We start from the raw sequence: 20,763 nt of genomic DNA, 5'->3' as shown, positions 1-20,763 counted from the left end.
TCCCCGATCGAGTGAGTCAACCCCATGAGAGATGTCGCCGTTGTTGCCTATTGCCGAACTGCCATCGCCAAAGCCAGGCGGGGTGCTCTGAACGAAACTCACGGTATCTCTATGGCTGCCCATGTCTTGAGAGAGGTTGTCTACAAGGCGGGGTTAACGCCACAGGAGGTAGAGGATGTTGTACTGGGCTGCGGCTTACCCGAGGGGGCTACCGGGCACAATATCGCCCGCAATGCCGCGCTCTTTGCGGGGTTTGGGTCACAGGTGCCGGGCTTTACTGTTAATCGCTACTGCGGCTCAGGACTAAACGCGGCTTCCATTGTCGCCAATCGTATTGCCGCTGGTGAAATGCAAATAGGGGTGGCTGGCGGCGTCGAGAGTATCAGCCTGGTACAGTTCAATTTGAACCTGAATCACTTTGTCTATGAACCCCTACAAAAGAAAGTACCGGCAGTTTGGTGGACCATGATTCAAACGGCGGACTACGTCGCCGATCAATACAATATCAGCCGTGAAGATCAGGACCGCTATGTAGTTGAATCGCAAAAGCGCGTTGCAGAGGCCCATAAAGTAGGCAAGTTCGCGGAGGAAATCACGCCATTTGACACTGTAATGGCGGTTAAAGATAAGGAGAGCGGCGAGACCAATCACCTTAAAGTTACCCTGGCAGAAGATGAGGGCCCCCGTCCCGGCACAACCATAGAAGCGCTATCAGCCCTGGAGTCTGTAAACACCGGGGGAACGGTGACCGCCGGCAATGCTTCCCAGTTATCCGATGGCGCCGCCGCCGTAGTAATGATGGATGCAGAGCTGGCGGCGCAAAGAAACCTGCCGATTCTTGGGCTTTTTCGCGGTATGCAACTCGCTGCAGTAGCGCCAAAAGAGATGAGTATTGCCGTGGCCCCAGCCGTCAGCCGGCTAATGAAACGCTATCAGCTGACAAAAGACATGATTGATCTTTGGGAGCTTCACGAAGCTTTTGCAGTGACCACGCTCTACAACCAGGCAGAACTCGATACGCCTTGGGATATTACCAATGTAAATGGAGGTGCCATTGCCCTTGGCCACCCTTACGGAATGTCGGGAATTCGCTACCTGGGTTCAACATTGTTGGAGCTGGGCAGGCGCGATGCCCAGAGGGCAATCATTGGTGTCTGCACTGCCGGCGGTATGGCGACGGCTGCTTACTTAGAGCGATAAGGAGTCGCCCCATGAACACCTGGAAGCCTATAGCTGCCCTAGTATTACTGCTACTGCTCCCCTTGGCGGGTTATCTACAAGAAGATATGCAGGGGGTAAAATTTGACACACTGGTAGCATCGACCAAGGATTGGGCCGGAGATACCCTGCCCCAATATCCAGAGGGGCAGCCAGAGCTCTCTGTAGTGCGTGTGACAATCGAGCCCGGCGTACGGCTACCAGTGCACAAACACCCCGTACCTAATAGCGTCTATGTTGCCGAAGGCACTTTAAAAGTTACCCTCGTTGACCAGGATAAAAGCCTAACTTTGGATGAGGGGAAAGCCTACGTTGAAGTCACCGATATGTGGCATTTTGGGCGCAATGAAGGCGACAAGCCGGCGACACTCATCATTTTTTACGCTGGTGCTAAGGGAATTCCGACAACGGTCTTTCAAAAAGATAATTAGGAAGCACCCTACCCTAATAACTTGCCAATGAATTGGCAGCTAACTGACGCGCAGCAGGGCCTCTCTAAGATAGCCAGGTAATGGGGTCTTTAACTTTTCAGGGGATGACAGGGTGACATAGGTAATATTGGCGGTGAACGCTAGTATCCCATTCTCCAAAAAGCCTTTCGTTTGAAACGTAAAAGAGTGATTACCAATATCCGCAACAGAAACATGGATACTTAATTCTTGATCCCAGGTTACCGGCGAGAGAAACTCCAGGTTAAATGCTCTTACGGGTGTAAGGAAGCCCAGTTGCTTCATTCTGGCAATAGCAGGCCCCTCAAGTAAAACAGCCATTGCATCATGGGTTGCCTCAAGTGCAAAAGATGAAAACCTTGGGGTATATACAATTCCCTCTGGGTCGCAATCCCCGAACAGTACTTTTCGTTTGACGGTTATCATCGTACCAACCCGTTTTTCCTAATCTGGGTTGGAATTATATGTGAGGGTTCCCGCTCCATTCCTGCCAAACTACCTAACCAAACCCATCATCAAGGAAACAAGCCTCAGCCACCAAATATGGATAATACGGTCACTTCCGGTGGGACCAGGAAGCGCACTGGTAAAATACTGGTGCCCACGCCTGGGCTTACATACAGGTGCTTATCATCTTCAATAATATGCCCAATAGCATAACGCTGGCCGTAACTTGAAGGCACTATGGGCCGCCCAATCAGTGGCAGATAGACCTGCCCCCCATGAGTATGCCCTGCAATAGTTACTGATAGCTCACTTGGCAACTCGGGGAAAATATCCGGGTTGTGTGTGAAGGCCAATATAGTTTCATCAATACCTATACCCTGCATCGCTTGATCAACATCGTGAGGACCTTCCCAAAAATCACTGATCCCCACTAGCCGCAATTCGCACTCATTACTGACCAGCCTCGCCGACTTATCCTCAAGCACTGCAATCCCTTGGCTTGCAAGGGCTTGCTCAACCCGTGCAGCATCCAGCCACCAGTCATGATTTCCCAATACCGCAAACACCCCCATCGGAGCCTTGAGTTCTTTAAGAATTCTCGCTGCATCTTCCGGCGGAACGAATTTACCCCCAATAACCCCCTGAATAACAAAATCACCGGGTAGGAGAATAAGGTCGGGTTGACTTTTATTTACGGCCTCAACCAGGTTTCGTAAGCTCTTCAGCCCCTTGTAGGGGGAACCTACATGCAGGTCAGCAAGTATCGCGACCCTTAAACCATTACATTCCGATGGCCAGGTATCAACGACAATTTTATCTTCATTAATTCGGAAGCTTGCCGGTTCAACGAAAAATGCCCACGCAGCCAATAGCAAGCCAATACAAAATAATAGGATAAAAGTTATCCGCCACTTACTCAAAACGAAACCCAAAATTTACGACTAACATTTTTTGTTACTTGCCGGATAACCATGGCAGCTGCAATCCTCAAGCTCACGCATAATGTCACAGGCATTTATCACCTGACCACCCCCACATTGGTTGCGTAAAGCCATTAAGTTATGTCTCAGCTGTTTTAGCGATTCCAGTTGCAACTCCACTCTCTGAATTTGCTCATCAATCACACTATCAATATCAGTACAGCTTTGCGACGGGGTCTCTTTCAATCTCAACAGGTTGCGAATATCCTCAAGAGGAATATCCAGTGAGCGGCAGTGGCGAATAAAGCGGAGTTGTTCCAGGTGTGACTCTGAGTAGAGCCGGAAATTACCCTCTGAGCGCGCGGGCTCGGGCAGTAACCCCGCCTGCTCGTAGTAGCGCACCGTTTCTACTTTGCAGCCAACACGCTTGGCAGCTTCGCCAATTTTGTAGGCCATGCCATTCCCTCTTGACTCTATAGTTACTAGAGGGATTGTAATACTGGCTCACCGACTGATCTATCCGAGAGTGAATAATGGTCAAGCGCGATTCCAGTTGCGGTTGCAGCGGAGCTACCCAGGCCGCAGCCACAGCACCGATTGAAAACATCAATAACAACAGCGACAAAGGGGATCTGTCCCTATTCGCTATCAGTAAGATGGACTGCCCCACTGAAGAGGGGCTGATACGCGCCAAGCTATCCGGCATGCAGGGCATTTACCAGCTGGACTTTAATCTGGTACAGCGAATCCTACAGGTGCGCCACGCGCCGGGTATGGAGGGCAAGATCCTCAACACTCTTACTCCTCTTGACTTGGACGCACGCCTGGCCACGGAAGATGACATCGATTCCGCGCCACCGACCGCCCAGGCGAACTGGTGGTTGTTGGGTGCTGCCGGTTTGGCAGCGATCGCATCTGAGGTCGTATATTGGCTTCAGGGTGGCAACAACTGGCTGGTGATGATACTGGCACTGGCCGCAATCGCTGGCGGTGGACTCACGACCTATAAGAAAGGTTGGATTGCGCTCAGTAACCGCAATCTGAATATGAACGCGCTGATGTCCATCGCAGTCACCGGCGCCCTGCTTATCGGTCACTGGCCCGAGGCGGCAATGGTGATGGTACTTTTCACCTTGGCGGAACTAATTGAGGCCAAATCACTGGATCGCGCCCGCAACGCGATTCGGGAGTTGATGAACCTCGCCCCAGAAACCGCCACGGTACAGGGGCCGGATGGCGAGTGGATTTCCATGTCAGCCAAATCTGTTCCACTGGGTACAATCATCCGGGTGCGCCCGGGGGAGCGTATCGCCCTTGATGGACAAGTGGTGCGCGGTAATTCAGCGGTAAACCAGGCCCCAATTACCGGAGAGAGCCTTCCCATCGACAAAGGTCCCGGGGATGAGCTCTTCGCCGGCAGTATTAACGAATCTGGAGCACTGGAATACCAATCGACAGCCGCCGCCAACGATAACCTGCTCGCCCGAATCATTCATGCGGTGGAAGCCGCACAAGGCAGTCGCGCACCTACCCAGCGCTTTGTCGATCAATTCGCCCGTTGGTATACGCCCCTGGTATTTGCTGTTGCTCTGGCAACCGCTGTCATACCACCCTTGTTTTTAGCCGGCAGCTGGATGGAATGGATCTATCGCGCTCTCGTTTTACTGGTTATCGCCTGTCCCTGCGCATTGGTAATCGCGACTCCCGTCACCATCGTTAGTGGTTTGGCTTCAGCCACCCGCCACGGCATCCTGATTAAAGGTGGGGCCTACCTGGAGCAGGGGCGCCACCTTCGCTGGCTGGCACTGGATAAGACCGGCACCATCACCCACGGCCTGCCTACCGTTACAGATTTCAAAGTTATTGCGCCAATGGCTGCAGAGGAGGCTCAAATATTGGCCGCCAGCCTTGCCGAACACTCTGATCATCCGGTATCTAAAGCGGTACTGGATTTTGCCCAGATTTCACACGATCGCCTGCAGGGCGTGGATGCTTTCGAAGCCCTGGTCGGGCGCGGTGTCCGGGGCAGAATTCACGGGGATCAATGCTACCTGGGAAACCACCGGCTTTTAGAAGAGCTGGGCATTTGTTCAACCGAACTGGAGCAGCAGTTGGGAGCCCTTGAAGCAGAAGGGAAAACTGTTGTGCTGCTGATCCGCGAAAACTCCGTACTGGCGATGTTTGCCGTTGCCGATACCGTGAAGGAATCGAGCCGGCACGCCATTGAGAGCCTTCATAAGCAGGGCGTAAAAACATTGATGCTTTCTGGCGACAACCAGCACACCGCAGATGCTATTGCCGGACAAGTCGGTATCGACCGGGCTCAAGGCAACCTGTTACCGGAGGATAAGCTGCGCGAGGTGGAGGCTTTAGCTGGGAGGGGCCATGTTGGGATGGTTGGCGATGGTATTAACGATGCTCCGGCCCTCGCCCGCGCGGATATCGGGTTTGCAATGGGAGCAACGGGAACCGACACCGCGATAGAAACCGCCGATGTCGCCCTGATGGATGACAATCTGGGCAAGATCGCGACTTTTATCCAGTTGTCTCGTTCGACAGCCCATATCCTTTGGCAAAATATTATCCTGGCACTGGGTATTAAAGCGGTCTTTCTGGCATTGGCCTTCGCTGGGGAAGCAACCATGTGGATGGCAGTGTTTGCCGATATGGGCACCAGCCTGATCGTGGTCTTTAATGGTCTCCGGGTGATGCGGAAATAGGTTTTCTATTAAATTGATTGAGTGCTGCGATACGATGCTGTCAATCCAACCATGGCATCGTTCACAGCACTAATTAATTCTGTGGGTTGATCGACCCCGATATAAATATATCTCACCTGCCCTGCCCGATTCTTAAGCTCGATAACAACATTTGGGTTACCGGAAAAGTTATAACGCTTTACAGTTTTCGATCTTGGGATGTATACCGAGTTTTGAGTTATAGATTGTATATCATCCAAAGCTATACTCCTTCGATTCATTAGGCCAAATCTAATCACAAGATAGCCATTATCAAGTGATATCGGCCTTCGCCCCAGGGTTTTATATTCCGCAACTAAAAATAAGAGCCCCAAAAGGGTTAAAAAACTGACAATATTCGCCGCCAAAGGCGACCAAAGAAAATGTAAAAAGATATGCACTATTGGCAGTTCAAATAAAATAATAAAAATAAAACCAAGTGCAGTTGTTTTAGCACCGTCCTTCAGATGATAACTAAAATGTCTATCACCCTGATACTGGCAGAAGTCAATACGGTGGCCAAAGAGCGCGAACATCCAAATCCGAGCTTCAAACTCCAGTATTTTCGCCAACATTTCCCCACCTGTATACTTCTCAACTGAAGACTGTATTGCGATATCAGGATCTTCCCGGTTGACGAGTGCCGCCCCAATAGCCAAACACATAGTAGCTACGGCCATCACTTCGACTAAAACCAGGCCTGCCAACAATAGGTATTGGCCCATTTCCAGGTATGGCCACAGGACTTTATTTTCATCAGGAATAATATAGCTACCCACTAATACCACCAAGCTGCCTAAAACCAGTGTTTTCAGCAATGCCTCTTGCTTGTTTTCGGAACAAATCAAGCACAGTATCGGTAAGACAATCAGTCCATCAATTAACAACAACCACTCGTAATTCGCTCGATTGTAGTCATTTAATGGGCTACTAGAGCTATAGTAAAACCCCCAAAAAACAGAAATGCAGACAAAAAATAAAAGTGGGAATTTCTTTTTTAGGGTGGTATTCATTGCCTGCCCTGTAAATAGAGGTACAGTGAGTCAAATCACAATACTATCACTTTAACCAATCTTTGAAGCTGATAATGCCCATCATAGCCAAGAAGGGGAGCAAAAACTGACCACTCATCTGAAGCGCAAACTTTGGCCAAAAGTCAATTTCTTCAGAGAATAAAGCCAATACTAGATTTCCAGGAAACAAAAAGGTACTAAAGTACGGCCAACCCCCACCGACAACTTTCCAGTTATATACAAATGCCAACAAGCCGATTGCCAGGAAAATTAGTCCTGCTATCGCAGAAAGCCGCAACCCTTTATCTGAAATTTTCATCGCTATTCCTTATTTAGGTAGACCCTGAATAATTCCGTAATATCTCTGCCGGCCTCCAAGGCTGAAGATGTTAGGCTTAGCTTGCCGCGAATATCCACAAAAGTCCTTTGTAAGGCCCGCAAGCAGTTGCTGTGTGGCCTTCAAGGCTCACCCAAGGGGGCTTTAAGAGCGATTTACGGAATCATTCAGAGGCTCCTTAAGTAAATTACTTCCCGCAAACAATATCTTTCTTAATATAAATACCCAGCCTTTTGGCAAGGCGCACCAGGTTCCCCCGATCTACCGATAGTAATTTTGCTGCTTTGCTCCAGTTGCCACCTGTCTCCATCAGGGCGCACCCGATAAGTTCGCGCTGGTAGTTCTCAGTTTCTCTCCTAAGATCAAGCGGTTCGGATAGTGGTTCCACCGGTTTTTGTTCAGCAAGTTGAACAACCTGGTCGTCCGGAATTTCAATTTGTGTCGCTGTAATCGCAACAATGGCTTCGGGAGAGCTACCTTTGCGAGCCCTGAGAGCAGCGCGACTGATAATATGCTCCAGCTCGCGAACATTGCCCGGCCAAGCGTAACGCTTTAGCTTATTGGAGGCTTCTGTGCTGAGCCGCAGCTGACGGAAACCCAGCTTCCTTCGAGATCGCTCTAAAAAGTAATCGGCCAGCAGCAGAACATCATTGCCTCTTCGGCACAGGGGTGGGACTTCAAGGGGGTACACGGAAAGACGGTGGTAAAGATCCGCACGGAAGGTGCCGTTTTCAATCCCTTTTTGTAAATCCCGGTTGGTCGCCGCAACAATACGCACATCTACATGCTGCACTGTATCCTTGCCTACTGGCTGAATCTCACCACTCTGCAACACCCGCAGTAACTTGCTCTGTACCACAAGTGGAAGCTCTCCAACTTCATCGAGGAAGATGGTCCCCCCATTCGCCAGCAAAAACTTACCGGGCCTTTCGCGGTCAGCTCCAGTGAAAGCTCCCTTTGAATGACCGAAGAGCTCAGCTTCCGCCAGAGTTTCAGTTAAAGAGGCGCAGTTTAAATAAACCAGGGGCTTGTCTTTGCGAGCCGATAACCTGTGAACCGTGCGGGCCACCAGCTCCTTCCCCACGCCAGTTTCTCCGAGAATCAACACGTTATAGTCAGATCCTGAGACCAGTTCTATCTCACTGCGCAGGGCCTGCATTTCCGCGCTCTCACCGATTAATTCACCGCCATCCCTCTCCAGTGCTTGTTGAGTGAGGTCTTTCACCAGTTGTTCGGCGTGCTCGGCGGAGTGCGATAGGGCTTTGAGCTCAAGGGCTGTGCGCAAGGTGGCCGCAGACAAAGCGGCGATCAACTCGAGAGTGCGATCGCTGATTCGGGCATAGGCATCTGCTGACATACTATCCACTGTCACCAGGCCAATTAAGTGATTGTCCGAATAAAGGGGCAGCCCCATACATGAGTGCACGGGGAGATCTCCTTCCCGGTCTAAAAGCAAACCGTCAAAAGGGTCAGGCAGCTTGCAGTCTGACGGGAATCGCATCGGGTGTTCCGAAGCGCAGATCTGCGCCAGCCGTGGATGCTCATCGATCATAAAGCGCCGCCCCAGCGTTCGCCGGGCAAGGCCCTGTACTGCAAGGGGAGTGAGAGTGTCCCCATTGAGACCGAGCAGGGCAACCGCATCGCACTTGATCGCCTTGCGAATGGTGGACAGTAAGCGCTCAAACCGATCGCTGTTGTTGAGGCTATTGGCCAAGTCCAAAGCTACTTCAAGTAACAGGGTCGCGTTGGTATCTACCATAGCTGCATCAGTCAAAAAGATCTATTTAAGTCATTATGACACACTTTCAAATCAGGTCAATTTGACACATTTAGAGATAAGAAAACCAATAACCTGTTGTTTTTATTAGTTTTTATGGTTGGCATAACAGTTGCTCCAGATAGTTTGACGCCGTTCGATACTAGAGGCCGATATGCTGAACACAGAAAATCCTTTGCTGCGCGAGCGATTCAAGCTACTCCTCAAAGCAGGTAACTTTACCCTTCTACTATCAGTTCCTCTGCTGATTATGACTATTGTGATTTGCTACCCCCTATCACACCTGTTTTCAATTCCCGCACAGGTTGCCGGCCATATCATTATGGTGATTAGTGCGACATTTCTAAAGTTGGGCTATATAGGTCGCGTGGTCGCCCAATACAACCTTAACCTTGAGGTTCGTTAGCAGTTAACCAGTCATTTCACCCCTAAATATCCTCTTTCTACAAGATGCAAAACTGCCTGGAGCCCCCGGCTCCAGCAGCGCTCGGCACCCGAAACCACCGTGGACTATACTGACAATCTCAGAGATCGTTTTTTCCTCGTGGAGAGATTTATGGCTGCTCCGTAATTGAAGCTGTGCCTCCTTACACAGGTTCATACGTACTAGGCCTGTTGAGCGCTGCTTCATCCAGAAACAAAGGCCAAGATCAGGGGGTATAAACATTGGGCTTAACCCTAAAAAGCAGTGAATTTAAAGCCCTTACCAATGAATGGAAGCCAAGAGTAAGACCACCTCTTCATACTGCAACCCCATCCGACTCAGGTGGTTCGCGGCAAGAAACCAGCGTTTCACCACCCTCGCCCCCTACTTGTTTAAATACAAATTACGTGGGCCATGCTCTACGCAAGCATCTATCGTTGAGTCTTGTTAGAGAGCGCACCTAAATGTGGGAAATGATTGACGATGGAATAACTTTCTTTGCAACCCAAAGCTACGCCACCCTCTTTACCATGTTTTGGATCGTTGTGGTTTTGGAGCTCCCAAGATATTTAATGTCATTCTTTACCTCAGTATTTTTTTTCGCCACAAAACCTGAATACGAAGAAGATATTGAATCACTAGGTAGACTTACAGCCGTTATCGCTGGGCACAATGAAGAGAATTCAATTGAAAAGTGTGGAGAGCGCTTGCAGGAACAGAGTTACATCCCCTATGAGGTGATTGCCATCAGCGATGGCTCCACAGATAAAACCCGGGATGACATCCACTACTTACAAAACAAAGGCCGTCTTGATGGCGCGCACGCAACAGAGTTGCGTGGTGGCAAAGCATCTGCGCTCAATTTAGGGCAGCGGTTTTCAAGCGGCGATTTTATTGCTTCGATCGACTGTGATTGCACCTTTGATCGCCACGCAATGAAATATGTGATGCAGGGCTTTGCCGATCCCAGGGTTGGCGTGGTTTCGGGCAATGTGATTGTTCGGAACTCAACGGAAAATATACTCAGCTCTTTCCAGGCTATTGAATATGTAATCAGTATCTGCTTGGGTCGACACTCTCTGGCGATGCTCGACCAGATGTGCTGCGCCTCCGGTGCCTTCAGCGCCTTTAGAGTGTCTGCAATGGAGCAAATTGGTGGCTTTGATGCTGGCGGGGGTGAAGACTTAGATATTACTTTCCGCCTGAGAGATTACGGCTGGAAAGTCGAGTTTGCTCCAGAGGCAATTTGTTACACCGATGTCCCTACCAGTATTAGCGTACTGATGCGACAACGCTTTAGATGGGAACGGGATGCTATCCGTCTTCGCTACCGAAAGTACCTACATTTTATTAATCCATTCAGAGAGGGAATGCAATTTAAAGAGTTCTTCCACCAATATGAATTCTTGGTTTTCAATGTTATTGCCGCAATCGCTCTGCCAATTTACATGATTTGGCTATTCGTCCGTTATGGTAATAATTCCTGGTTTATTTTGGCAGGAGCCCAGGTCATACTGATTGCACTCGATACTATTACTTTTGCTTTAGCCTCCTACGCGACCCCAAAAGTTAAATCACTTCCGCTCTGGCCATATATCCCCGCTTATAGCATTTTTTATGTCAACTTTATGCGGGTAGTAAGACTCTATGCTTATGTCCAGGAATGGATATTTAGAACATCCTATAAGGACTCCTTCGCCCCACTAAAAGTACATCGTGTTCGTGAGTAGTTTCAATGAAGGCTCTGCGAAAGCGATTACGCCCCGATAGCTTCGAAAGCGAGCAGCGCAAAACACGAGGTTCTGCCAGTCGTCGCATCTACCTGGCAATATTAATTTTATTTGCCATTGGTGTTATTCGCTACATTTGGGGGGATTGGTTTTTACTGCGCAGCGATGGATTGGTACTCCGCGATCAAAGCGTTATCGAAATGGGCTATCTGGTAAAAGTAGTAGAAGTTGCCGCTGATGAGGGACAGGCAGTTCAGGAGGGAGAGCTCCTTTTAAGAATCGAATCAATGGAATTGCTGGAACGTATCGCTGACCTATCCACTCGTCAAGCCAACCTGATACAAATCTCAGCAGAGTTTACATTATTAGCTGAGACCGCTAAGAAACTACTTACTCCAGCCAAGGAGCGCAAAGTACAAATTGGCAGAATAGTAGATAGAATCAATAAACTTGCAAACAAAGGGGTTGTTAGTGAAGTTGGCTATCAAGATGTGTTGAAAGATAACTTCGAAGCCAGTGAAACCCTGGTAAAGCTACAAGTTGAAAGTGCCACTTTAGAGGGAAAGCGCAGGTCTGTAGAAGAGGCTATATATCGCTCCGAGCAGGCACTCAGAAAACTGGAAGAGCACTATAACAACGGTATTATCCAAAGCCCTACTTCCGGCCTGGTCGGAGCATCAGTTCCCCATGTCGGTAACGTCTATGATGCGGGTGAACCCCTTATGTCTATCTATACCGGGGAAGCTTATGTACTTGCCTATCTCCCCAATCAATATCAATTTGCCATCAAGCCCGGGATGGAGGTTCTGGTAGCCGGAGGGCGCTTTAAGGATAAAGGGGTATTAGTAGAAATGATCCCTCTGTCCGCTGCATTACCGCAAGAATTCCAGAATACATTTAAGCCGACTTCACGTAATCAGCTGGCCAAAATAATTTTATTGGACCCTTCCAAGTTCCCCGTGAACGAGAAAGTCACCATAACCCTTAAAATTGATTGGTTTGATGTAATTGTTGAGCGCTTCATAAACTAGAAGACCTCCTTTAAACCACCTGCAATTATCCCTTCTATACGCACTCAATCCCAATAGCTTTATGCTAATCAGAAGTCCTGAAAAACACCATAAAATGCTGCGAGATCACAGATTGAGCACCTTTAATATTCTTCATCTATCTTTTCTTTGTAGCTAATGGTCTTTATGTTTTAACAGACACGCCATACATCCATAAAATGACGATGGAATTGTTGATCCGGCTTTTAAAACATTATTAAGGCTCGAAATACCTCTTCACGCCCTCTTCTGCCATAAATGACTTGCAACAAAGGCGCATTAATTGATCAGGGAGTGATCATTTTTTTACAAGGAATAGGTTGAAGCGCTCAAATTAACTTTACCGGCACCTTCAGTTGTGTGACGCCATGATGCTCACACAGGTAGTTTTCCATTGGCGTGGAGGGTTTGGTATCTCCTTCCTAAGTGATGAATATAGTTTTTTCCGCTGGCCTGGTGACTCAAAAGTAAAATCGCATACTGGGGAGTCCAAAGATGCGATTTTGATAGAAGAACCGATGACAGTAGAAGACCTAACGCACATATGGCATATACGGGGCGGTCTATACCTTCTCCCAGTGATTGATCTAACTGGCACTATAGGGGAAAAAGCGGACCTGGATTGCTCAAAGCTGAGTGCCCAAGATGCATCTGTTGTGAGCCAGATTATTGATGATTTCCACTATCGCCGCGCACAAGTCCACCTGGACTTTCATACCACACAAAAAGATAGTGACAAAATACTGGCACGCCTATTTGTATCTGGCGTTAGCCTTTCCCCACACTACAGCCCCAATTCCAAAGCCACTGTTGACTTCAACATTATCCTCGATAGTCCTACGGTGGTCACTGAGTGTGAAAAACTGATCGAATCCGGCTTTCTACAAGGAAAGTTTTTCGATCGTCGCCATATCTGTAATGGCTGCGGCGCCTCCCAGTTCAATGTCCGCGAGGAGTGCGCAGTATGCAGATCCTCCAATCTCACAGAGGACTTCTATCTCCACCATTTCAGCTGCGCCTATCTGGGCCGCGAAGCTGACTTTAGGGAGGGGGAAGACCTGATTTGCCCTAAATGCCGTAAGGAACTTCTGCATTTTGGCAGTGACTACGATAAACCCGGCACCCTGCTCATTTGCAATTCCTGTGGCCACGCCAGCTCCGAGGTTGAAATTGGATTTTTATGCCTCAACTGCGAAATGGATACCGATGGCGAATCAATACGCACCGGGGATATTCACAGCTATGACCTTACGGAAAGGGCCAGCAGTTACCTAAGAGCCGGCTATGCGTTTCTCGACTTTACAGACCACAACCCCATGTTTGCCAACCTTCCCTTCACCTTAATTGTGGAACTCAATCAGGCAGCCAGGTTATGGAAAGAAAGCAAAACAAATTTTTGCATGGTAAATATCAATTACGAGCATGCCCATGAACTCGAAGTCGAACATGGCCCACGGCAAATGATGCAAACCCGACGTCAGTTCATTGAAAACCTTCATGGAGTTTTATGCAGGGCTTACGAAGGTGTCAGAAAGGAAGACTTTATTATCGGCAAGTATGAGGATTATATGGTTCTTCATGGTATTACCAAGGAAGACATACTCGAAGACCACAAAGAAATGATCAAGATTGCCATGTCATCTATCAGGCTGGATATTGGCCCCTACTTTAAAGTCCTCGGCCCAGAGGAGCTTATCTGAGAGGCCCTGAAAACTATAATTTACTCGATAGTTCCCGAATCTCGTGATTCAGAATTCGATCGTTATGGCTGTAGTCCACAGGCACATCCACCAAGTGCACCCCACCAGCCTTGCAACACTTCTCGATCATCGGTTTAAATTCATCAGTTGCCGTTATTCTATGGCCATGGGCGCCATAGGATTTCGCATAGTCGACAAAATCGGGGTTGCCGAAATCCAGACCAAATTCGTCAAACTCCATCATCGCCTGCTTCCATTTGATCATTCCATAGGCGTCATCGCGCAAAATAAGAACGATAAGATCAAGCTTTAAACGAACAGCCGTTTCGATCTCCTGGGAATTCATCATAAAACCACCATCCCCACAGATGGCGACAACACGGCGATCCGGATACACCAGCTTGGCGGCCATTGCTGATGGCAAGCCTGCTCCCATGGTCGCCAGAGCGTTATCAAGCAACACGGTATTCGGTGCCAAAGCGGGGTAATTACGCGCAAACCATATTTTGAACATGCCGTTATCGAGAGCAATAATACCCTTCTCCGGCATCACCTCACGGAGATCCTTTACCAGTCGCTGTGGGCGAATCGGGAAAGTAGTAGTGTTTGAGCCCTCTTGTATATGGTTCTGTAGTGCGGCGCGGATACGATGTGCATCAGTAAAACTCCAGTGATCTTGCGGCTCCAGGTGCTGGTCCAGCTGCCATAAGCTGTTGGCAATATCACCTACCACTTCAATCTGCGGAAAATAGACGGGATCTACCTGTGCAGAATTGAAATTGATATGCACAACTTCCGGCCCACCCGGCCGCATAAAGAAAGGTGGCTTTTCGACTACATCGTGGCCCACATTGATAATCAGGTCTGCCTGCTCAATGGCCCGGTGAACGAAGTCGCCATCGGAGAGCGCGGTATTACCGATAAAATGCGGGCCTGACTCATCGATTACCCCCTTTCCCATCTGGGTTGTCACTACGGGGATACCGAGCTTATCGACAAACTTGCGCAGCATTTTGGCGGTCAGCTTACGATTTGCACCGGCGCCCACCAGCAATAGCGGTTTGCGAGAGGCGGCAATAGCCTCTGCCGCTTTGCGCACAGCTTTGTCCTCTGCAATAGGTCTGCGGATATAACTGGGTTCCAATACCGGCATGGTGGAATGCTCTCGTGCAATATCCTCAGGAAACTCCAAGTGAGTTGCGCCCGGTCGCTCTTCTTCCGACTGCCGGAATGCCTCGCGGACATGGGCCGGAACATAGTCACCACCGACTATTGTTTTGGTGAATTTAGTGAGTGGACGCATCATGTCAACGATGTCGATAATCTGGAACTGTCCCTGCTTGGAACTCTTGATTGGCTTTTGTCCGGTCACCATCACCATCGGCATCCCACCGAGTTGGGCATAGGCTGCGGCGGTCACAAGATTCGTAGCGCCTGGCCCCAAAGTAGACATACAGACACCTGGCTTTCCCGTGAGGCGGCCATAGGTTGCCGCCATAAAACCTGCACCCTGTTCATGGCGGGTCACAATAAGCTTGATCTTAGAGCCTCGCAAAGACTCCAGCATATCCAGGTTTTCCTCTCCAGGAATCGCAAAAATATATTCCGCTCCCTCTCTTTCAAGGGCGCGAATAAAAAGGTCCGATGCTTTCATTGGGGAGGCTCCTGTAGTCCCGTGTCACTGACATTGAGATCACCGCCAAAAGAGCTGCTCTACTAACTCCATTGCACTATCGCTCAATTACCCGGATACCTCTATCTCACATCACACTTTCATAGGCTCATAAGTTCGCACCCTGGACTACAGCTCACATGGTGCACTGGCGATGTGTTGCTAAGATCAGTCTCAGGGAAAACCAATCTCTTGCGCGTGGCTATCCACTCATCATTGGTGACAGCAAAATCCCTGAGAAGTCTTTGATCACAGCCTCTGTATGACACCGGATGATAAGAGTTGCAAATGGAATCTCACTCAGAAGGCGCAAGAAAACACTGGGTTCTTTCACTTGCCGCCCTCGGGGTTGTATTTGGTGATATCGGCACCAGCCCACTCTATGCCTTCAAGCTGATTTTCCACCCTCGATATGGAATCCCCCACGATACCGAAACGATTATCGGTGGAGTCTCTGCGGTCTTCTGGGCCCTTACGCTCATAGTAACTATTAAATACATGATATTGGTAATGCGCCTGGACAACCGGGGGGAAGGCGGAATCATGGCGCTGATGACATTGGCTCTGGAAGCCACCAAGGGACGAGAACTATTGAGGAAACTCATTATCGGCGGTGGGATTGCTGGCGCAGCACTGTTCTTTGGCGATGCGGTTATTACACCGGCCATCTCTGTTCTTTCGGCGGTGGAGGGCCTGGAAGTCGTTAACAGGACACTTAAGCCATTTGTCCTCCCTATTTCTATCGGAGTGCTGTTTGGATTGTTTTTTTTACAACGCTTTGGCACCGAGGCAGTGGGAAAGCTTTTTGGCCCGATTACCGCCATCTGGTTCTTAATTCTGCTCATAGCAGGGCTCTACTGGGTATTACAGCATCCCATCATTCTTCACTCAGTCAATCCAATCCATGCCGTATATTTCCTCAGCAACCATGGCTTCGCCTCATTTTGGATTTTAGGTGCAGTATTGCTCGTCTTTACAGGAGGGGAGGCACTGTACACTGACATGGGGCATTTCGGACGCACACCGATACGAATAGTGTGGATAGGTTTGGTGTTTCCTGCTCTGGTACTGAACTATATGGGACAGGGGGCCCTGCTGATTAGTGATATTTCTACTGTAGACAACCCCTTTTATCGAATGTACCCCAACTGGGCTCTCTACCCGATGATTATTCTTGCAACTGCGGCAACCTGTATTGCTTCGCAAGCCTGTATCTCGGGTACATTCTCACTGACCAAACAAGCAATTCAGCTTGGCCTGATGCCCCGCTTTGCTGTTCGCCACACATCATCAGTACTGGCGGGACAAGTTTATATGCCCGGGGTCAACTATCTGTTAATGTCAGCGGTAATTATTGTGACACTTCTGTTTGGAAGCTCCATTCATTTAGCCAGTGCCTATGGTGTTTCTGTAAGTGGCGCTATGCTTATTACCTCCTGTATTGCAACAGTCGTATATCGCTATTACCTTAAATACAATTTGGCACTTTGCCTTATCGTAGGTTCTTTCTTCGCCCTGATTGACTTTGTTTTTGTATCCTCAAATCTGGCAAAGATAGGCCATGGTGGATGGTTTTCTATTAGCCTGGCCGGCTTTATCGCTATGCTTATGATAACCTGGCGAGATGGGAAGAAAGCAATCAACTGTTATTTAGAAAGTAAAAATTACGAATTAGAACCCTACCTCAACTCGCTTTTTGAAAACCCTCCCTTGCGAGTGCCAGGAACAGCAATCTTTGTAAGCACCAACCAGCTCTATGTTCCGCACGCTTTAATTTATAACTTAAAACACAACCATGTCTTACATGAAAAAAACCTTTTCCTGACAGTTACAGCCGCCAATACGCCCATGGTGATGCTCAAGAATCGGGTAATTATCAGCAAACTCAGAGAGGGGTGCTTCAGGCTAATTCTACGATATGGATATATGGAAAGCCCAGATGTCGAAAAAACACTGAGCAAACTTAATAAAATGCATTTATTAGATATAGATCCTAATAAAGCCTCATTCTTTACCTGTCGATACAATGTATTTCCAGTTAAAGGCGGCTATAGTAAAATGGCAAATTGGCGAGAGCGTATCTATGCCGCCATGATGCGTAATGCAAGCAGTGCGATCGATTATTACCACATCCCGGCCAATCGGACGGTTGAAGTACAAGAGAATATAATGATTTGAGTTAACGAGCTATATTCTAATTGGTGGCTTCGATCAAGGAAGCCCTGAATATTCCTATCAAGATATGCAGGAAATATTCAAAGCTCCCTAAAATAAATGCTTACATATTAGCTTCGCCCTTAAGTATAGAGGCCAAGTCACCAGACCAACGGCCTACTACTTCTGCAAACCCTTTATTAAGGCCCTTGATTGCGGAAGAGTTGAACTTTTTGGTCTCAGGTTTACTCAAGAACTCCTCATATTTTGCCAGGCTTGCATCATCGATGCCTTGGTAGGTATATACGAAAGAGACGGCAACAAGCTGTTCAATACTCTGACGCATCTGGGGCTTCATTGCCTCCATTTGTGCTTTATAAGCATCTAGATTGATGTCTTGCCCCGGAGCCATCATTGTCATAATTGCAGAATAGACAGCAATACCTGTAGTAGCCTGCATTTCCATTGCCATATCAGTAGCACCAACAAGCTGATCAATACGTGTTGCCACCTCAATACGCTTGGTATCCAGCATCAACTGCTGAGCATTAACCATTAATTCCTGGTAGGCCTCACCAGTACTTGCTTTTTCTTCTGCAGCAGTAATTTTCTTACCCAAATCAGACTCATACCAGACCAGCAAAGCCTCGATATCCTTTTCGGTCAAAGATTCACTCAATGATGAACGCGCTTCATTCATAATTACCGATGGCAAGATTGTCTTATCTACACTTTCAAGGATTCGTTTCAGCTCATCCTCAGGAATCGGGGCACCCTTTTGTGCACCCTCTTCAAAACCGGATTTCACTACTCCCGGAAGCTCTTCAATCTGCTTGGTGAAACCCGATAAAAGCAAAAGTTTATCCAGACCAGCTACTTTATCGGCAGCAAGGCATAGTGAGCAAAATGTGCTGATAAATACAGCAAATACAAATTTTGCAGCTTGAATTCCCACAGGAACCCCCATCTAAAGGTGAATTTGGTCGCCATTATGCCGATTGGCACAGAACAATCAATCAAAACAGCTCAACCTTAGCTATACAGCCGTACCATTACACAGCTTCCATATTTTTAGAAGGAAAGCCAAGATTCTATAAAACTCCCAGTTCAGACAGTTTCTTTCTAGCAAACACAATTCTTTTCTTTTGTATTTCCCGGAAGCTCTTGCCATCCATATTTATCGCAAAAAAATGAATATTGTTATTGGACTCTACAACTCCAATATACCAACCTAAAGCCTTATTCTTAGCTAATGGCCCTCCTCCTGTTTTTGCATATAACTTATAGGTATCAGTTTCCTCTACCAGCATCACTTCTTTAAATTTATCTATAGCTGACTGCGATACAGGTAATTGACCAGTAAATAAACGCTCCAGGAAGTCTATCTGCTCCAACGCTGATATTTTGATACTCTCATTGAGCCAGAAGGTATCAATACCAGACGAAGCATCCCGATTACCATAATTAAAACCTGCCAAATACTGATTCATTCTCTTAGCGCCAATCTCCGTTGCTAATTGCTGATAGATCGGAACCGCTGAATTTTGAAATGCTTCGCGAATTGTCAAAGGTCTTTCTGACCAGATTGTAGGCCACCACGCTTTAGCCGGGTATTTGTCATGATTATAGGTTAGCTCTTGTAACAGGTTCTCAACTAAACCCAAGTCAAGGGCAATAAGGGTATTGGGAACCTTAAAAGTAGAGAATGGTGTGAACTGCTTGGCTGCCCTCTCCCTATTAATTACCGTATATTCTGAGGTCCGACTATTCTTGAGCACAAAAGTACATAACTTGCTACATGAGCCCCCATCTTCTGCAATCACCGAGTTGCTGACACCAAAAACCAATATTGCAGCAGTGATAAACCATATAAAGTGTTTCAACCGGAATCTCCTTAATTTAGAGTGCGTGATACCCGAGGAACATCAATAAAATTAATCAGGATATACCGGGTAATAAGCACACCGAAAAGTACCTTTCGGATATTGGGAGGAGTTACTTGGCAAGTCAAGTAACTACGAGACTAACAAACAGTCCTCATTAAGTAATGACTGTACCATCATTTAGAATTTAGGAAATACTGCCAACTGAACAAACTTGGCTTGGTGCTTCCTATTGATAAGCACCAAACCTTTTGTGTAAAAAGCAAGCAAAGCTCTAGCTTTGGGCTATCTTAATTTCTGCGGTCTGAGTTATTCCCCATATCCCACAGAATTGGCTGATCGCCACCCATAATAGTTGAAGGCATCTGACCATTCCATTGCTGCGCGCGGATATATTCAACCAAGGTATGGTTTCTGGCAATCGCATCAGCTTTTGCTTTAATCGCTGCGGCTTCCGCTTCCCCTTTCTCAAGAATCGCAAAAGCTTCCGCCTCGGCTTCTACACGAATCTTATGGGCCTCACCATCTGCTTTAGCTTTGGTGGCATCACGGCGCGCATTAGCAGTATTCACCTCACGTTGCGCTTCCAGCTTTTGACGTTCCAATTTGTGCTTTTCGGCAGCCGCCAGGTTCAACTCTGTCTGCTTGGTTTCAATAGATTGGATGTACTTGGGAGGCAAGCTGATGCTCTCAATCTGTACATCTCCCAATTCCATAGGCAACCCCTTGGTTTCCTCCTCCAAGAGTTCCTCAATCCGTCGAATTGCTGCATTCCGGTTCTGGATAATCTGCTCTGCCTTGAATTCAGCCAAACCAGCTTTACTAGCGCTTCTCAGCCTGGGGTCAAGAATCCGCTGTTCAAATTGTTCCAAACCGCCATATTGCTTATACAATTCTATGGCCGCACTGCGAGTTACCGTCCAGTTCACCGCAGTCACTGCTTTTAATGGCATTTGTTCTGCGGTGGCGGCATTCATCGTCTCAACATTTTTCCGGGTTCTCACTTCGATTTCGACCACATTATCCATAAGTGGGACCTTCGTATGAATTCCGGGATCAACCTGTGAGACTGCCTTGCCAAATCGTTTTACGATTCCTACGTGACCCTCGTCAACCGTGAAAACGGTCCCCATGGTGATAGGGATAATCAGTAATGCAACACCAGCGAAAATTCCCTTCTTAAGATTTTCCACAAACTTTCCTTTAACTACTTACAGCCAAAAAACGGTTCTTAACTTCAAAGATGAATACA

Annotated in this window: 18 protein-coding genes; 8 read left to right on the top strand and 10 right to left on the bottom strand. The window is 47.9% G+C overall.

All coding sequences use genetic code 11. The features are described from left to right. The first annotated feature begins 24 nt into the window (after window positions 1-24). Window positions 25-1,200 carry a thiolase family protein gene (locus BTJ40_RS10630; protein ID WP_108733069.1) on the top strand — a complete coding sequence of 392 codons (1,176 nt, stop codon included), beginning with the start codon at window positions 25-27 and terminating at the stop codon, window positions 1,198-1,200. An 11-nt stretch (window positions 1,201-1,211) separates the two neighbouring features. Next, a complete protein-coding gene (locus BTJ40_RS10625; RefSeq protein WP_108733068.1) occupies window positions 1,212-1,649 on the top strand; it encodes a cupin domain-containing protein in 438 nt (145 codons plus the stop codon). Window positions 1,650-1,688: 39 nt separating this feature from the next. Here the strand turns inward: BTJ40_RS10625 and BTJ40_RS10620 are convergent, their stop codons facing one another. From BTJ40_RS10620 to cadR, 3 genes are all read right to left on the bottom strand, one after another. Next, entirely contained in the window at window positions 1,689-2,093 is a 405-nt protein-coding gene (locus tag BTJ40_RS10620) for a thioesterase family protein (protein WP_108733067.1), read from the bottom strand. A gap of 104 nt (window positions 2,094-2,197) precedes the next feature. Further along, window positions 2,198-3,034 carry a metallophosphoesterase gene (locus BTJ40_RS10615; protein WP_108735242.1) on the bottom strand — a complete coding sequence of 279 codons (837 nt, stop codon included), beginning with the start codon at window positions 3,032-3,034 and terminating at the stop codon, window positions 2,198-2,200. Between the two features lie 21 nt (window positions 3,035-3,055). After that, window positions 3,056-3,490, bottom strand: a complete 435-nt coding sequence (gene cadR / locus BTJ40_RS10610) for a Cd(II)/Pb(II)-responsive transcriptional regulator (RefSeq protein WP_108733066.1) — start codon at window positions 3,488-3,490, stop codon at window positions 3,056-3,058. Window positions 3,491-3,567: 77 nt separating this feature from the next. Here cadR and BTJ40_RS10605 point away from each other — a divergent pair, with 77 nt between their 5' ends. Continuing rightward, complete coding sequence (locus BTJ40_RS10605) at window positions 3,568-5,754, top strand: heavy metal translocating P-type ATPase (RefSeq protein WP_108733065.1); 2,187 nt, start codon at window positions 3,568-3,570, stop codon at window positions 5,752-5,754. Window positions 5,755-5,762: 8 nt separating this feature from the next. Here the strand turns inward: BTJ40_RS10605 and BTJ40_RS10600 are convergent, their stop codons facing one another. From BTJ40_RS10600 to norR, 3 genes are all read right to left on the bottom strand, one after another. Next, complete coding sequence (locus BTJ40_RS10600; RefSeq protein WP_108733064.1) at window positions 5,763-6,785, bottom strand: hypothetical protein; 1,023 nt, start codon at window positions 6,783-6,785, stop codon at window positions 5,763-5,765. A 46-nt stretch (window positions 6,786-6,831) separates the two neighbouring features. Continuing rightward, window positions 6,832-7,104 (bottom strand): hypothetical protein, encoded by a 273-nt coding sequence (locus tag BTJ40_RS10595; RefSeq protein WP_108733063.1) that lies wholly within the window; start codon window positions 7,102-7,104, stop codon window positions 6,832-6,834. Window positions 7,105-7,309: 205 nt separating this feature from the next. Further along, window positions 7,310-8,896, bottom strand: a complete 1,587-nt coding sequence (gene norR, locus BTJ40_RS10590; RefSeq protein ID WP_238152192.1) for a nitric oxide reductase transcriptional regulator NorR — start codon at window positions 8,894-8,896, stop codon at window positions 7,310-7,312. A 157-nt stretch (window positions 8,897-9,053) separates the two neighbouring features. Here norR and BTJ40_RS10585 point away from each other — a divergent pair, with 157 nt between their 5' ends. The 4 genes from BTJ40_RS10585 to BTJ40_RS10570 all read left to right on the top strand — a co-directional run bounded on the left by BTJ40_RS10585 (window position 9,054) and on the right by BTJ40_RS10570 (window position 13,802). Continuing rightward, the gene (locus BTJ40_RS10585; RefSeq protein ID WP_108733061.1) at window positions 9,054-9,305 is read left to right on the top strand and encodes a hypothetical protein; all 252 of its coding nucleotides are present in this window, start codon (window positions 9,054-9,056) and stop codon (window positions 9,303-9,305) included. A 482-nt stretch (window positions 9,306-9,787) separates the two neighbouring features. Beyond that, window positions 9,788-11,053: a glycosyltransferase gene (locus BTJ40_RS10580; RefSeq protein ID WP_108733060.1), complete on the top strand. Its 1,266-nt coding sequence runs from the start codon at window positions 9,788-9,790 to the stop codon at window positions 11,051-11,053. A gap of 5 nt (window positions 11,054-11,058) precedes the next feature. Next, on the top strand, window positions 11,059-12,084 hold the full coding sequence (locus tag BTJ40_RS10575) for an HlyD family secretion protein (protein WP_108733059.1): 1,026 nt from the start codon (window positions 11,059-11,061) through the stop codon (window positions 12,082-12,084). 386 nt (window positions 12,085-12,470) lie between these two features. Then, window positions 12,471-13,802, top strand: a complete 1,332-nt coding sequence (locus BTJ40_RS10570; protein WP_108733058.1) for a hypothetical protein — start codon at window positions 12,471-12,473, stop codon at window positions 13,800-13,802. 13 nt (window positions 13,803-13,815) lie between these two features. Here BTJ40_RS10570 and BTJ40_RS10565 read toward each other — a convergent pair whose 3' ends face one another. Continuing rightward, complete coding sequence (locus tag BTJ40_RS10565; protein WP_108733057.1) at window positions 13,816-15,456, bottom strand: acetolactate synthase large subunit; 1,641 nt, start codon at window positions 15,454-15,456, stop codon at window positions 13,816-13,818. Window positions 15,457-15,762: 306 nt separating this feature from the next. Between BTJ40_RS10565 and BTJ40_RS10560 the strand changes: the two genes are divergently transcribed. After that, window positions 15,763-17,652 carry a potassium transporter Kup gene (locus tag BTJ40_RS10560; RefSeq protein WP_108733056.1) on the top strand — a complete coding sequence of 630 codons (1,890 nt, stop codon included), beginning with the start codon at window positions 15,763-15,765 and terminating at the stop codon, window positions 17,650-17,652. 100 nt (window positions 17,653-17,752) lie between these two features. On the opposite strand, the gene BTJ40_RS10555 is transcribed toward BTJ40_RS10560, so the two are convergent. The 3 genes from BTJ40_RS10555 to BTJ40_RS10545 all read right to left on the bottom strand — a co-directional run bounded on the left by BTJ40_RS10555 (window position 17,753) and on the right by BTJ40_RS10545 (window position 20,704). After that, on the bottom strand, window positions 17,753-18,583 hold the full coding sequence (locus tag BTJ40_RS10555) for a DUF2059 domain-containing protein (protein WP_157954003.1): 831 nt from the start codon (window positions 18,581-18,583) through the stop codon (window positions 17,753-17,755). 136 nt (window positions 18,584-18,719) lie between these two features. After that, window positions 18,720-19,511: a penicillin-binding transpeptidase domain-containing protein gene (locus BTJ40_RS10550; protein ID WP_157954002.1), complete on the bottom strand. Its 792-nt coding sequence runs from the start codon at window positions 19,509-19,511 to the stop codon at window positions 18,720-18,722. A gap of 290 nt (window positions 19,512-19,801) precedes the next feature. Further along, the gene (locus tag BTJ40_RS10545; protein WP_238152191.1) at window positions 19,802-20,704 is read right to left on the bottom strand and encodes a prohibitin family protein; all 903 of its coding nucleotides are present in this window, start codon (window positions 20,702-20,704) and stop codon (window positions 19,802-19,804) included. Between the last annotated feature and the right edge of the window lie 59 nt (window positions 20,705-20,763).

The sequence above is a fragment of the Microbulbifer sp. A4B17 genome (assembly GCF_003076275.1).
Classification (GTDB): domain Bacteria; phylum Pseudomonadota; class Gammaproteobacteria; order Pseudomonadales; family Cellvibrionaceae; genus Microbulbifer.
The sequence above is the reverse complement of the archived record's forward strand: the minus strand, read 5'-3'. Positions and strand labels throughout refer to the sequence as shown.

Coding starts and splice junctions, on each gene's coding strand:
- BTJ40_RS10625 (WP_108733068.1), top strand. CDS start 1,212: ATGAACACCTGGAAGCCTATAGCTGCCCTAGTATTACTGCTACTGCTC.
- cadR (WP_108733066.1), bottom strand. CDS start 3,490: ATGGCCTACAAAATTGGCGAAGCTGCCAAGCGTGTTGGCTGCAAAGTA.
- BTJ40_RS10630 (WP_108733069.1), top strand. CDS start 25: ATGAGAGATGTCGCCGTTGTTGCCTATTGCCGAACTGCCATCGCCAAA.
- BTJ40_RS10605 (WP_108733065.1), top strand. CDS start 3,568: ATGGTCAAGCGCGATTCCAGTTGCGGTTGCAGCGGAGCTACCCAGGCC.
- BTJ40_RS10595 (WP_108733063.1), bottom strand. CDS start 7,104: ATGAAAATTTCAGATAAAGGGTTGCGGCTTTCTGCGATAGCAGGACTA.
- BTJ40_RS10600 (WP_108733064.1), bottom strand. CDS start 6,785: ATGAATACCACCCTAAAAAAGAAATTCCCACTTTTATTTTTTGTCTGC.
- BTJ40_RS10560 (WP_108733056.1), top strand. CDS start 15,763: ATGGAATCTCACTCAGAAGGCGCAAGAAAACACTGGGTTCTTTCACTT.
- BTJ40_RS10575 (WP_108733059.1), top strand. CDS start 11,059: ATGAAGGCTCTGCGAAAGCGATTACGCCCCGATAGCTTCGAAAGCGAG.
- BTJ40_RS10585 (WP_108733061.1), top strand. CDS start 9,054: ATGCTGAACACAGAAAATCCTTTGCTGCGCGAGCGATTCAAGCTACTC.
- BTJ40_RS10580 (WP_108733060.1), top strand. CDS start 9,788: ATGTGGGAAATGATTGACGATGGAATAACTTTCTTTGCAACCCAAAGC.
- BTJ40_RS10565 (WP_108733057.1), bottom strand. CDS start 15,456: ATGAAAGCATCGGACCTTTTTATTCGCGCCCTTGAAAGAGAGGGAGCG.
- BTJ40_RS10620 (WP_108733067.1), bottom strand. CDS start 2,093: ATGATAACCGTCAAACGAAAAGTACTGTTCGGGGATTGCGACCCAGAG.
- BTJ40_RS10570 (WP_108733058.1), top strand. CDS start 12,471: ATGATGCTCACACAGGTAGTTTTCCATTGGCGTGGAGGGTTTGGTATC.